General features: G+C 68.3%; 11 protein-coding genes. 1 reads left to right on the top strand and 10 read right to left on the bottom strand.

Annotation, left to right across the window (positions count from 1 at the left end):
- Positions 1–16 precede the first annotated feature (16 nt).
- The 4 genes from N4261_RS11765 to N4261_RS11750 form a co-directional block, all read right to left on the bottom strand.
- Positions 17–493, bottom strand: a complete 477-nt coding sequence (locus N4261_RS11765) for a YgiW/YdeI family stress tolerance OB fold protein (protein WP_261760319.1) — start codon at positions 491–493, stop codon at positions 17–19.
- A gap of 285 nt (positions 494–778) precedes the next feature.
- The gene (gene crcB / locus N4261_RS11760; protein ID WP_261760318.1) at positions 779–1,159 is read right to left on the bottom strand and encodes a fluoride efflux transporter CrcB; all 381 of its coding nucleotides are present in this window, start codon (positions 1,157–1,159) and stop codon (positions 779–781) included.
- Positions 1,156–1,662, bottom strand: coding sequence for a molybdenum cofactor biosynthesis protein MoaE (locus N4261_RS11755; RefSeq protein WP_261760317.1), 507 nt, complete (start codon positions 1,660–1,662; stop codon positions 1,156–1,158). The genes crcB and N4261_RS11755 overlap by 4 nt, the downstream gene beginning before the upstream one ends.
- Before the next feature lie 50 nt (positions 1,663–1,712).
- Positions 1,713–1,970 (bottom strand): lysophospholipid acyltransferase family protein, encoded by a 258-nt coding sequence (locus N4261_RS11750; protein WP_261760316.1) that lies wholly within the window; start codon positions 1,968–1,970, stop codon positions 1,713–1,715.
- A gap of 199 nt (positions 1,971–2,169) precedes the next feature.
- On the opposite strand from N4261_RS11750, the gene N4261_RS11745 reads away from it, so the two are divergent.
- Entirely contained in the window at positions 2,170–2,898 is a 729-nt protein-coding gene (locus N4261_RS11745) for a type 1 glutamine amidotransferase (RefSeq protein WP_261760315.1), read from the top strand.
- A gap of 178 nt (positions 2,899–3,076) precedes the next feature.
- On the opposite strand, the gene kdpE is transcribed toward N4261_RS11745, so the two are convergent.
- The 6 genes from kdpE to kdpA form a co-directional block, all read right to left on the bottom strand.
- Positions 3,077–3,772: a two-component system response regulator KdpE gene (gene kdpE, locus N4261_RS11740; RefSeq protein WP_261760314.1), complete on the bottom strand. Its 696-nt coding sequence runs from the start codon at positions 3,770–3,772 to the stop codon at positions 3,077–3,079.
- A gap of 71 nt (positions 3,773–3,843) precedes the next feature.
- Positions 3,844–6,582 (bottom strand): DUF4118 domain-containing protein, encoded by a 2,739-nt coding sequence (locus tag N4261_RS11735; protein ID WP_261760313.1) that lies wholly within the window; start codon positions 6,580–6,582, stop codon positions 3,844–3,846.
- Between the two features lie 21 nt (positions 6,583–6,603).
- Complete coding sequence (locus tag N4261_RS11730) at positions 6,604–7,464, bottom strand: TorF family putative porin (RefSeq protein WP_261760312.1); 861 nt, start codon at positions 7,462–7,464, stop codon at positions 6,604–6,606.
- A 321-nt stretch (positions 7,465–7,785) separates the two neighbouring features.
- On the bottom strand, positions 7,786–8,397 hold the full coding sequence (gene kdpC / locus N4261_RS11725; RefSeq protein ID WP_261760692.1) for a potassium-transporting ATPase subunit KdpC: 612 nt from the start codon (positions 8,395–8,397) through the stop codon (positions 7,786–7,788).
- A 168-nt stretch (positions 8,398–8,565) separates the two neighbouring features.
- Positions 8,566–10,830 (bottom strand): potassium-transporting ATPase subunit KdpB, encoded by a 2,265-nt coding sequence (gene kdpB / locus N4261_RS11720; RefSeq protein WP_261760311.1) that lies wholly within the window; start codon positions 10,828–10,830, stop codon positions 8,566–8,568.
- 15 nt (positions 10,831–10,845) lie between these two features.
- The gene (gene kdpA / locus N4261_RS11715; protein WP_261760310.1) at positions 10,846–12,642 is read right to left on the bottom strand and encodes a potassium-transporting ATPase subunit KdpA; all 1,797 of its coding nucleotides are present in this window, start codon (positions 12,640–12,642) and stop codon (positions 10,846–10,848) included.
- Positions 12,643–12,655 lie beyond the last annotated feature (13 nt).

Raw genomic sequence — 12,655 nt, 5'->3', positions numbered from 1 at the left:
CCGCGTCCCTGAGCGCTTAGCGCTTGGCCCGCGCCGCCGCCGGGTGCGAGGCGGTGGATGTTTCTGGAAGGGCGGCCGATCGGGAGGCTTTCACCAACTCCATCGACTTCACATCGAACTTGACGCTCCTGAACCCACGATCCAACTCGCCGGTGATCTCGACCAGCCGCTTGTCGTCGATGGGCGTGCCCGGTGGGAACAGATGGGCGTCGATTTCCACCATCACGCGTCCTGTGTCGTCGGCGAAGGTGTAGTGATCCCCGCCGTCGTGGGACAAGATCCGGCCGCGCAGCCGGGCCGGCTCGTCATCCCGCCCGTGCTCGGTCAGTTGCTTGACGGTGCGCAAGCTCAATCCGGTGGGACCCACATACTGCGCGTGGCTGACGCCGGCGAACAGCGCCCCCAGCAAGGCCGCAGCCCCCTTGCCGACGGCGCGGCGCGACAGCGTCGCTGCCGTCCGCGCCTCGGCGGTGGCGGCCGTGCAGCGATGCATGGCTGCCAGGGGGGCATCGAACCGCTCGGCACAGCCTCCATCGGGCGACGGGGTGGGTGGGTCGATTCGGGTGGAGGATGCGGGCCAGTGTGAAGGATGGGACGAGTGGGACGAAGGGGACGAGTGGCATGGACCGGACGGTGCGCCGGTATCGACCGAGCCTGTCGAAGCGATGGACATCGAGTTCTCCGATTGAACGAGGACCCGATGGGTGCTGCCGTCGCGAAGGCAGGTTCCGACACGCGATCGAATTGGGGCCCGACGCGACCGTCCGCCTCAACGACCTCAGGCCGGCAGCAGCGCCTGTATCAGCCGCATGCCCAGTGCCGCAGCGATCAGCGACCCCAACACATGCGCCGCCGAATGGGACACGGCCATCAGGAATTCGCCACGCTGCAGCAGCGAGAGCGACTCGCCGGAGAACGATGAAAAGGTGGTCAGCCCCCCCAGGAAGCCGGTGACCAGGAGCAGCTTCAGCAGATCGTCCGGATGGCGCCCGAACCATTCCAGTGCCATCCCGATCAAGAAGCCGCCGACCAGATTCACCGCCAGTGTGCCGAGCGGAAACCCGGCCCACTTCGAGTTCAACCACAGCCCCGCCCCCCAGCGGGTCAACGCCCCGCCCGAAGCCCCGACGGACACAGCCGCCACCTGAAGCCAGTTCATGTGCCGTTGCCCTCCGCCTGAATGCCCCAGCGCGCCAAAGCCTCGTCATCCGTCACCCGGGCGTCCACCCAGTGCGCCCCGGAAGGCCCGTGCTCTTTCTTCCAGAACGGCGCCTGGGTCTTCAAATAATCCATCAGGAACTCGCAGGCCTGAAAGGCCTGACCCCGGTGCCGCGCGCTGACCAGCACCAGCACGATCTGGGCGCGCGGGCCCAATGGTCCGACCCGATGAATCACCCGAGCGCCGAGGATGTCGAAGCGCTCAAAGGCCTGGTCGACCATGGCCTCGATCGCGGCTTCGGTCATGCCGGGGTAATGCTCCAGCTCCATCAGGCTGACCGGGCTGCCATCGGCGCCGTCGCGGACGGTGCCGACGAAACTCACCACCGCGCCCACCCCGCCGTCGTCGGCTCTCAGGGACAGCGTCTCGGCACTGAGGTCGAAATCGTCGGTCTGGATGCGCACACGCGGCACGGCGGAGCTGGCCAACAAGGCTGGAGACATGATCGATCCGGCACATGCGCCGGCTGCAAGCTTGGACGCCGGATTGTGGCTCAGCCGATCGGGGGCGGGCCGGGTGGCCGGGTACACAGCAGTTTCAAGCGCCACAGGTACTGGGCGATGCACGGTCGGATCTCGGTGTCGGTGTGGATGCGCGGTGCCAGGGCCTGTTCGGGCATGTCCGCCGGCGTGTCCAAGGCCGGCAGCAGGCACACGTCGATGTCTCCGGTGCGAGCGTCCAAGGTGGCGATGCGCGGCATGGCGAGCGCGCCGCAGCTCGCAGCGACACGCCCCAGCCAGGAAACGGCCACGGGTGCGCGCTGCACACTCGCCTGGCGCGCACCCGTGGGGCATCGGCTGCCCCGTCGCGGGGGCATCGATCGTCGGTGTCAGCTTGATGCCGTCTTGATGCCGCCGCCGGCCTTCTTGACGTCGGCCTGAGGCCTGCACGGCTACGCTGAGGCCTTCCCAACCACCGCGCGGAGCCCTCCGTCGCCTCCGCGCCCCGCCATGAGACCGGTGTTGATCCTCCAGCATGAAGCGGCCCAGGGGCCCGGCTACCTGCTGCAGTGCCTACAGTCCAAAGATGTGCCCGTGCATCTCCTGCGCCCCGACCAGGGCGAACCGCTGCCGCGACAGATGTCGGCCTTCAGCGGTCTGGTGGTGCTGGGCAGCGACCACAGCGTGCACGACCGGTTGAGCTGGATCGGCGCCGAACAGGCGCTGATGCAAGACGCGTTGCGGCTCAGCCGACCCGTGCTGGGCCACTGTTTTGGCGCGCAGCAACTGGCTCGCGCCATGGGTGCCGCGGTCCACCGCAATCCACGGCCGGACATCGGCTGGCGCGAACTCTGGATCACCCCCACCGCCCGCTCGCTGTTCGGTGGGCAGGACCACCTGCTGAGCTTCAACTGGCACTACGACAGCTTCCAGATTCCCATCGGCGCCACGCGCACCCTGTTCGGCCAGCATTGCCTGAACAAGGGCTTCGCCCTGGGGCCGCACCTGGGGCTGCAGAGCCACCTTGAAATCACCGAGCACGGGCTTCGCCAGTGGTGCGCCGAAGGTCGGCAAGCCCTGCGCACCGGCCGCAGCCTGACCGTGCAGAGCGAGTCGGAGATTCTCTCCGCGCTGCCGGAACGGCTCGCGCGCGTGCGCGCGGCCGCCGGCTGCCTGTACCAGCATTGGATCGGGCAACTGGCGCTTCCGCCGGTCTTTGGGCGCCTGCGCGCGGCGTGACGAGGTCGATCGACGGCCGACAAGCCGCGGCCCGCCTGCGCCGGATTCAATCCCCCGCCACGACCTGCGGGGTACAGGTCTTGAGCCGTCAAGGCCGCCCCCCGGATGGCGGGCGCAGGCGATCAGGCGAACAGGCCGTGAGGCGAGCGGGCGAGCGGGCGATCAAGGCATCAGGTCATCAGGCCATCAACCGATACCCCACCGCCGTCTCCGTCAGCAGGAACTTCGGACTGGCCGGCTCCGCCTCCAGCTTCTGCCGCAGGTTGCCCATGTAGACGCGCAGGTAGTGGTTCTGCTCCACATGCGCCGGGCCCCAGACCGCCTTGAGCAACTGGCGATGGGTCAGCACCTTGCCGGCATTGCCGATGAGGTGGCTGAGCAGCCGGTATTCGATGGGCGTGAGATGGACATCCTCCCCGCCTCGCCGCACCCGCCGCGCCGCCAGGTCCACCTCGACATCGCCGAAGCGGAACACCGGATCCTGCTGCTCGCTGGCACGCGACTGGCTGCGCCGCAGCGCCACCCGCACCCGCGCCATCAGTTCGCCCACGCCGAACGGCTTGCTGAGGTAATCATCGGCACCCTGGTCCAGGGCGGCGATCTTGTCGTCCTCGGCGCTCCGGGCCGAGAGCACGATCACCGGCACCGCCGACCAGGCACGCAGGTCCTGCAGAAAGTCCTGACCGTCGCCGTCGGGCAAGCCCAGGTCCAGGATGACCAGGTCCGGTCGACGGGTGCCCGCATCGATCAGACCTTGGCGCAAGGTGCCGGTTTCATGCACCACCCAGCCCTCCTCCTCCAGGGCCTGGCGCACGAAGCGGCGGATGTTGGGCTCGTCCTCGACGATCAGCGCGGTCGGTTGCGGCTCGCTCAAGGCTGGAACTCCCGGATCGTTTCGCGTCGGTTCATGGATCGTGACTGGGTTCGGAAATGAGGAACGGAATCTCACAGGCGACCTGCGGCGGGCGATGCGCCGGTGCTTTCGTCCTCGTCGAACGACGGCACCTCCGGCGGCTCGCCCAGCGGCAAGGCCAGACAGAAGCGGGCGCCCCCCTGCGGCGTCGCTCGCTCCGCCCAGATCCGGCCGCCGTGGGCCTGCATGATGGCACGGCAGATCGCCAGACCCAGGCCCACGCCCGGCAACGGCGATTCGCTGTGGCCGCGGGTGAATTTCTCGAACAGCGCCTCCTCGCGCCCCACCGGCAGACCGGGACCGTTGTCCTCCACGGCGAGCCAGAGTTCGGCGCCATGGACCCGCGCGCCGATGCGGATCTCGCTGCCCGCCGGGGTGTATTTGGCCGCGTTCTCCAGCAGGTTCGCCAGCACCCGCTCGACCAGCGTGGCATCGAGTTCCACCAACGGCAAGGCGGCCGGCACGTCCAGCCGCACCCGATGGCGCGCCAGCGCGGTGCCCATCAGCTGCAGGCTGCTGCCGACCACTTCATCGATCGGCTGCCATTGGCGATTCAACTTCAAGGCGCCACTCTGCAGCCGCGCCATGTCGAGCAGGTTGTGCACCATCGCATTGATGCGCAGCGACTGCTGCTGGATCGCCTGGGCCGCGTCCGCGACGCCCGCCTCCAGCCCCGGACGCTGCGCCAGGGTTTCGGCCAGTCCCTGCAGGGCCGACAGCGGCGTGCGCAGGTCATGAGAGAGCGCCGACAGCAGCGAGTTGCGCAGCCGCTCCGACTCGATCTGCAGCAAGGCGCCCTGCGCCACCTCCACGTAATGCACCCGCTCCAGGGCTTGCCCGACGATGCGCGCCGCTGTGTCCAACTGGGCGCGTCGTTCCGGCAGCATCAGCGCGCCCGCCTGGCCGGGGCGCAGCGCCAGCACGCCGCGGCTGCGCATCGGCGCCCGCAGCGGCAGGTAGAACCAGTGGCTGCCCGGCAGGGTGTCGGTGCCCAGGCCGGCCGCCTGTTCATGGTCCAGGGCCCAGCGCGCGGTGCCGGCATCCGGCTGCTCGCCAGGCGGCATGGGGTGCTGCGCGGGAGACGGCTGCAGTTGCTCCTGCTCATCCAGCACATACAACAAGGCGCGTCCCCCGAACTGCTGGGCCAACTGTTGCTCGGCAATCGCCAGCACCTGCTCGGTCTGCAAGGCGCCGGCCAGTTCCCGGGTCAGCTCGAACAGCCCGCGGGCGCGGGCCTCGCGATCCGCCGAGACGCGGGCCTCATAGCGCAGGCCGGCAGTCAACTGCCCGGTGATCAGCCCCACCGCCAGCATCACGCCGAAGGTGATGACGTATTGCACATCGCTCACTGCCAGGCTCAGCTGGGGCGCGACGAAGAAGAAATCGAACAGCGCCACGCTGAGGAAGCTGGCCAGCACCGCCGGCCCTCGGCCCCAGCGCATCGCGATCGCGACCACGCCCAGCAGGAACAGCATGACGATGTTGTCGTTGGCGATCCGATGCGACAGCGGCCAGCACACCAGCGCCACACTCATGCACGACAGCGCCGCCCAGAGATAGCGCCGCGGCGACGATCCGAAGGTCGGCGAACGCTCCTCGCGCTTCACCCGCTGGGTGGCGGAGGCACCCACCTGGATCAGGTCCAGCTCTGGCCCCGCCTGCGCCAGCTGTGCCGCCAGGGTGCGGCGTCGCCATCGGCGCGGCTGCGGCGCGCCACGGCCCACCAGCAGTTTGGAGAGGTTGTGTTCGCGGGCGTAATCCGCCAAGGCCTTGGCCGGGTGCTGGCCGGACAGCACCGCCGAGGTCGCCCCCAGATCCTGCGCCAGACGCACCACCTGCAGGATGCCCTCGCGCCGGGCATCGGACAGCCGATGCAAGGCCGGCGTCTCGACATAGACCGCATGCCAGCTCACCGCGAGCTGCTGCGCCAGCTGCGCCGCGCTGCGGACCACGCTCTCGGCCTCGTCGCCGGGACCGATCGCGCACAGGATGGCGGCCTCGGTCTTCCAGACCTGGGCAATACGCTCATTGCTGCGCCAGGCCTGGACATCGTCCTCCACCCGATCCGCCGTGCGGCGCAGCGCCAGTTCGCGCAGCGCCATCAGGTTGCCCTTGCGGAAGAAATGCTGCCCGGCCCGCTCGGCCTGCGTGCCCTGGTAGACCTTGCCAGCCTTGAGGCGGCTCAGCAGTTCATCGGCGGGCGTGTCGACCAGCACCACCTCATCGGCCCGGTCGAAGAAGGTGTCGGGCAGCGTTTCCTGGACCCGCACGCCGGTGATGCCGCCGACCACGTCGTTCAGGCTCTCCAGATGCTGGACGTTCAGCGAGGTGTAGACGCAGATGCCGTTGGCCAGCAGTTCCTCGACGTCCTGCCAGCGCTTCGGATGACGAGACCCGGCGACATTCGAATGCGCCAGCTCATCCACCAGGATCAGCGCATCGGGCTGGCCCTTGAGCCGCGCCAGGGCGCCGTCGAGGTCGAACTCCGGCAGGGTATGGCCACGGTAGGCCAACTGGCGCATCGGCAATCGCGGCAAGCCCTCCAGCAAGGCGGCGGTGTCGCTGCGGCCGTGGGTTTCCACCACGCCCACCAGCGGCGACCGCCCCTGGGCCGTCGCCTGGCGCGCGGCCTGCAGCATGGCGTAGGTCTTGCCGACGCCCGCCGACGCGCCGAAGTAGATGCGCAACCGGCCGCGCGACTGGGCCTGCTCCTGCTGGCGGAGCTGAGCCAGCAGCGCATCGGGATCGGGGCGGTCGTCGGAGACGGTCATCGGAACATTGTCGCGTCAGCTTCAGAAGGTCCGGGCGATGCCCAGCACCAGGCCGGTGTCGCCCAGTCGCTTGGCGCGCAGGCCGCCGGCATCGCCGGCCTGGTAGAACGCATTGTCCGCATCGGTGCCGACCAGCGCGGCGCTCACGGTCAGGCCGCCCAGGTGGTCGAACGCCTTGCTCAGGCCCAGCTTCCAGTCGGTATAGGACAGGTCGCCATAACGACGCACCCACAGGTGCCCCACATGCAGCCCGGCGCTGACGCCCTGCCCCAGGTCGACGCCGTAGTTCAGGTCCAGGTAGGCCGTGCCTTTGGACGCGCCCTTGGCGGGCAAGGCGCTGAAGTACGCATAACCGGACGTGGTGCTGTTAAGGCCGAAATAGTCGGTGGCAGCCACCGACAGCTTGGCCGAGAACGCGCCCGCGCTGACGGCGGCATACAGGTCCAGGTTGTCGTACTTGTCATCGGAAGGTTGCCCTGGCGCGCGGTTCAGACGCGCCCCCGGGTAGACATAGGCCAGCGCGCCCAGATCCAGGGTCACGCCGTCCGCGATCGGGGTCTTGAAGCCGCCATAGAGGTCCAGCTCCATGCCGGCACCGTTGTTGTAGCTGTTGCCCGAGACGTTGGATCCCCAGGCGCCCAAATAGAAACCGCTTCGATGCACGAGGTCCAAGCCCGCCTGCACGGCGGGGCGCTTCCAGGTTTGGCTGATGCCCCGGAAGCGGTAGTCGGAGACAAAGCCGAGATTGCCGGTCAGGCTCAGCGCGGGTGTCTCGTTCGGCGCGGCGGCGGCGCTGCCCATCGGGGCGCTTTCGTCCGCGCGCGCCGTGGCCTGCAGCAGGCAGGCGCTCATCAGGAACAGGGTCAGAAGACGGGTTTTCATGATCAGTCGATGGAAGGAAGGTGTGACCCGCACAGGGCCACAGGGGACCCGAGGCGGGTCGGATGCAGGACGAAACCTGCCAATGAGGAAAGAGGAAAGACGGAATGGGACGACCGGATGAAAAGCCCGGCGCCGCCCGGCCGCTGTTTTCGCGTCAGAGGCCGTGATCGGTCCTCGACGGGCAGTCACCCGGACCACGCCATCGAAGGCCACCGATCGGTGGCGGCGCCGAGGAAATCGGAGGTCGTCGACCGCCATATGTCGACCGCCGTACATCGACGGCCACACGCCGCCGGCGGCATCGCCTGCGGCGTGCCGCGATCAGGCGGCCGAGGCTGCCGCTGCCGGCGCAGGTGTGACCACCTTCTGCCCCGGCTCGCGGTCCAGCGCGAGATTGAGCCGCAGCACGTTGACGCGCGGCTCACCCAGCACCGCCAGATCGCGGGCTTCGGTGTGGGCCTGGATCAACCGCTGCACGGTGTCGATGGACAGACCGCGCTCACGCGCGACCCGAGCCGCCTGGTAGCGTGCGGCGGCCATGCTGATGTGCGGGTCCAGCCCACTGGCCGACGCACTGACCAGGTCCACCGGCACTGGCAGCCGGTTCTCCGGATCGACGGCCTTGAGCGCCTCGATGCGGGCCTTCACCGCCTCCACCAGCGCGGGGTTGGTCGGGCCCTGGTTTGAGCCGCTTGAGTTGGCGGCGTTGTTGGCCATCGGGCCCGTCGCCGACGGACGGCCCCAGAAATAGCGCGGCGAGCTGAAGTTCTGGCCGATCAGCTCGGAGCCGACCAACCGGCCGTCACGCTCGATCAGGCTGCCGGCGGCCTGGTGCGGAAAGACCGCCTTGGCCAACCCAGTCACCGCCGCCGGGTACAGCAAGCCGGTGATTGCGCTCAGCAGCAGGAAGCCGACCAGCGCCGGACGCATCATCTGCAGCAGCGTGCGGCCGGCACCGTCAGACGCCGAGCCAGGTACCGGCCCGGTGGCGGGCATCGAGGCGCCAGCGTTCATGGCAGAGGCTGAGGCAGCGGTCTTGGAAGACGTATTCGAGAACATCGTTGTCATGGCAAATCCTTTGTGGGGCAGTGACGGGGCGCGTCAGACCAGATGCGTTGCAGTGAGCAGCAGGTCGATGGCCTTGATGCCGATGAACGGCACGATCAGCCCGCCCAGGCCGTAGATCCAGAGGTTGCGGCGCAACAGGGCCGCCGCGCCGATCGGGCGATAGGCCACGCCCTTCAGGGCCAGCGGAATCAGCGCGACGATGATCAGCGCGTTGAAGATCACCGCCGACAGGATGGCCGAGGACGGGCTGTGCAGCCCCATCACGTTCAGCGCGCCCAGCTGCGGATACACGCCCAGGAACATTGCCGGAATGATGGCGAAGTACTTGGCCACGTCGTTGGCAATCGAGAAGGTGGTCAGCGAGCCGCGCGTCATCAGCAGCTGCTTGCCGGTCTCGACGATCTCCAGCAGCTTGGTCGGATTGGAATCCAGGTCGACCATGTTGCCGGCCTCCTTGGCCGCCTGCGTGCCGCTGGCCATGGCCACCGCCACATCGGCCTGCGCCAGCGCCGGTGCATCGTTGGTGCCGTCACCGGTCATCGCGACCAGCCGACCCTCGGACTGGTAGTCCCGGATCAGTTGCAGCTTGGCCTCGGGCGTCGCCTCGGCCAGGAAATCGTCCACACCGGCCTCGGCGGCGATGGCGGCGGCGGTCAGGCGGTTATCGCCGGTGATCATCACCGTCTTGATGCCCATGCGGCGCAACTGCGCGAAGCGCTCCTTGATGCCGCCCTTGACGATGTCCTTGAGCTCGACCACGCCCAGCACACGGGCGCGGCCTTCCGACAGATCCGCCACCACCAGCGGCGTGCTGCCGCGGCGGGCGACCTCTTCCGCTGCCGCCGTCACCTGCGCCGGCATCTGGCCGCCGTGCGATTCCACGAAGCGACGAATCGCATCGACCGCACCCTTGCGCAACTGCCGATCGGGGGCGTCGACGGGGCCGAAGTTCACGCCGCTCATGCGGGTCTGCGCGGTGAACGGCACAAAGTGCGCCTGCAGGCTCACCAGCTCCCGTTCGCGCAGATTGAAGCGCTGCTTGGCCAGCACGACGATGCTGCGTCCTTCCGGCGTCTCATCGGCCAGCGAGGCCATCTGCGCCGCATCGGCCAGGGCTTGCTCGCCCAGGCCCGGCGCCGGCAGGAAAGCACTCGCCTGACGATTGCCCAGCGTGATGGTGCCGGTCTTGTCCAGCATCAGCACGTCCACATCGCCCGCCGCCTCCACCGCACGGCCCGAGGTGGCGATCACGTTGGCCTGCATCAAGCGGCTCATCCCCGCCACGCCGATGGCCGACAGCAGGCCGCCGATCGTGGTCGGAATCAGGCAGACCAGCAGCGACACCAGGGCGGTGATCGACACCACCGTGCCGGCGCCGGCCGCGTCCACGCTGAACAGCGAGTACGGCAGCAGCGTCACCGTCACCACCAGGAACACCAGGGTGAGCGCCACCAGCAGGATGGTCAGCGCGATTTCGTTGGGCGTCTTCTGGCGCTTGGCGCCTTCCACCATGGCGATCATCCGGTCCAGGAAAGCTTCCCCCGGATTCACCGCGATGCGCACCACCACCCAGTCCGACAGCACGCGTGTGCCACCGGTCACGGCCGAGAAGTCGCCGCCGGATTCACGGATCACGGGTGCGGATTCGCCGGTGATGGCGCTCTCGTCGACCGAGGCCACGCCTTCGATGACCTCGCCGTCCAGCGGCACCAGGTCACCGGCTTCCACCAGCACGACATGGCCCTTGCGAAGCTCCTCCGAATTCACCGGATGCCAGGACGAGCCATGGCGCGGCTGCTCCAGCTTCTTGGCCCAGGTCTTGGCCTTGAGACCGCGCAGCGACGCGGCCTGGGCCTTGGAGCGGCCCTCGGCCAGGGCCTCGGCGAAATTGGCAAACAGCACGGTGAACCACAGCCACAGCGCGATGGCCAGCATGAAGCCCGGCCCTTCGGTGCCGGCCAGCTCGGGCTTGGCGAAGCTCGCCATCCACAGGCCAGTGGTCAGGATGCTGCCCGCGTAGACGACAAACATCACCGGATTGCGCAGCTGCACCGCCGGTGCGAGCTTGGCGAAGGACTGGACCAGCGCGGGCTTGACCAGCGCGGGATCCCACAGGCCGCTGCGATGCCGCTGCGGATGCGGCGACGGATGCGAGGACGCCGTGCTCGACAGCGACGTCGGTGACGTCGATCCGAGGGCATCCTGCGGCGCAGGACCGCCAGCGGCCACGCCGCCACGGACCTCGGTGCGGCGGTCGGCCGGCGCCGGATTGGAAATAGGCTTGAGTTCGGTGGTCATATCAGGCTCCGGGGATCAGAGCTTCCAGAGCATCAGGTGCTCGACGATGGGGCCCAGCGCCAGGGCGGGCACATAGTTCAGCAGGCCGACCAGCAACACCGTGCCGATGAGCAGTGCGATGAACAGCGGTCCATGGGTGGGCAACGTGCCCTCGCCCACGGGAATCCGCTTCTTGGCCGCCAGACTGCCGGCGATGGCCAGCACCGGCACGATCATCAGGAAGCGGCCCAGCCACATCGCGATGCCCAGCAAGGTGTTGTAGAACGGCGTGTTGGCCGAGAGGCCCGCAAAGGCGCTGCCGTTGTTGTTGGCCGCGGAGGTCAGCGCATAGAGGATCTCGCTGAAGCCGTGCACGCCGGGGTTGGCAATGCCGGCCCGGCCGGGCTCCGCCATCACCGCGATGGCCGTGCCAGCCAGCACCACGATCGGCGTCACCAGGATGGCGACCGCGCTCATCTTCATCTCGAAGGGCTCGATCTTCTTGCCCAGGTACTCCGGCGTGCGGCCGATCATCAGACCGGCGATAAACACCGCCAGGATCGCGAAGATCAGCATGCCGTACAGACCGGTGCCGACACCGCCGAACACCACCTCGCCCAGCATCATCATGACCATGGGCACGGCGCCGCCGATCGGGGTGAAGGAGTCGTGCATGGCATTGACCGCGCCGCACGAGGCCGCCGTGGTCACCACCGCGAACAGCGAACTGGCGCTGATGCCAAAGCGGGTCTCCTTGCCTTCCATGTTGCCGCCGGCCTGTTGGTCACCCGCCTGGATGTCCACGCCCTGCGCCGCCACCAGCGGATTGCCGGCTTGCTCCGCCGGCGTGGCGACCAGCACGCCGGCGACGAACAGCACGGTCATCGCGGCGAGGATGGCCGCCCCCTGGCGTCGATCGCCCACCATTTGGCCGAAGCTCAGGCACAGCGCCGCCGGGATCACGAAGATGGCCAGCATCTGCAGCAGGTTGGTCAGCGGCGTCGGGTTCTCATAGGGATGCGCGGAATTGGCATTGAAGAAGCCGCCGCCGTTGGTCCCCAGCATCTTGATGGCCTCCTGCGACGCCACCGGGCCCATGGCCAGGGTCTGGGTGTCGGCGCGCTGGTTCTGCATCAGGGGCTGGCCCTGGGCATCCTTGAGCGGCTGGCCGTCGGGACCCGACTGGGGCGTCTGGTAGTCGGTCGCCTCCAGGGTCTGGACGGTGCGGTAGCCGTCGAAGTTCTGGATCACGCCCTGCTGGACGAACACCATCGCCAGCACGAAGGCCAGCGGCAGCAGCAGCCACACCGTGATGCGACCGATGTCCGCCCAGAAGTTGCCCACCTGACCGCTGAGCTTGTTGGCAAAGCCACGGATCAGCGCGAACACCACCGAAATGCCGGTGGCCGCGGACAGGAAGTTCTGCACCGTCAGCGCCAGCATCTGGGTGAGGTAGCTCATGGTGGCCTCGCCGCCATAGCCCTGCCAGTTGGTGTTGGCCACGAAGCTGATGGCGGTGTTGAAGGCAGAATCCGGCGACACCGCCGCCATGGCTTGCGGATTCAGCGGCAGCACATCCTGCAGGCGCTGCAGCGCATACACCGCCAGCACACCGAGTAGGTTGAAGAGCAGCAGCGCCAGCGCGTACTGCTTCCAGTGCATGCCCTGCTCCGGCTTGACGCCGGCGACGCGGAAGAATGGACGCTCCAGCGCGGCGGCCCAACGGGGCAGTCGCCCTTGGGCCAGCGCGGTGACCCAGCGCGACAGTGGCCAGGCCAGCAGCAGCGTCAGGGCGAGGAAAAGAATCAGATTGAGGGTAGCGAAGCTGTTCATGTGGTGCTTTCAG

Source organism: Roseateles amylovorans (assembly GCF_025398155.2).
GTDB lineage: Bacteria > Pseudomonadota > Gammaproteobacteria > Burkholderiales > Burkholderiaceae_C > Roseateles > Roseateles amylovorans.
The sequence above is the reverse complement of the archived record's forward strand: the minus strand, read 5'-3'. Positions and strand labels throughout refer to the sequence as shown.

Coding starts and splice junctions, on each gene's coding strand:
- crcB (WP_261760318.1), bottom strand. CDS start 1,159: ATGAACTGGCTTCAGGTGGCGGCTGTGTCCGTCGGGGCTTCGGGCGGG.
- N4261_RS11735 (WP_261760313.1), bottom strand. CDS start 6,582: ATGACCGTCTCCGACGACCGCCCCGATCCCGATGCGCTGCTGGCTCAG.
- kdpA (WP_261760310.1), bottom strand. CDS start 12,642: ATGAACAGCTTCGCTACCCTCAATCTGATTCTTTTCCTCGCCCTGACG.
- kdpB (WP_261760311.1), bottom strand. CDS start 10,830: ATGACCACCGAACTCAAGCCTATTTCCAATCCGGCGCCGGCCGACCGC.
- N4261_RS11755 (WP_261760317.1), bottom strand. CDS start 1,662: ATGTCTCCAGCCTTGTTGGCCAGCTCCGCCGTGCCGCGTGTGCGCATC.
- kdpC (WP_261760692.1), bottom strand. CDS start 8,397: ATGATGCGTCCGGCGCTGGTCGGCTTCCTGCTGCTGAGCGCAATCACC.
- N4261_RS11765 (WP_261760319.1), bottom strand. CDS start 493: ATGCATCGCTGCACGGCCGCCACCGCCGAGGCGCGGACGGCAGCGACG.
- N4261_RS11730 (WP_261760312.1), bottom strand. CDS start 7,464: ATGAAAACCCGTCTTCTGACCCTGTTCCTGATGAGCGCCTGCCTGCTG.
- N4261_RS11745 (WP_261760315.1), top strand. CDS start 2,170: ATGAGACCGGTGTTGATCCTCCAGCATGAAGCGGCCCAGGGGCCCGGC.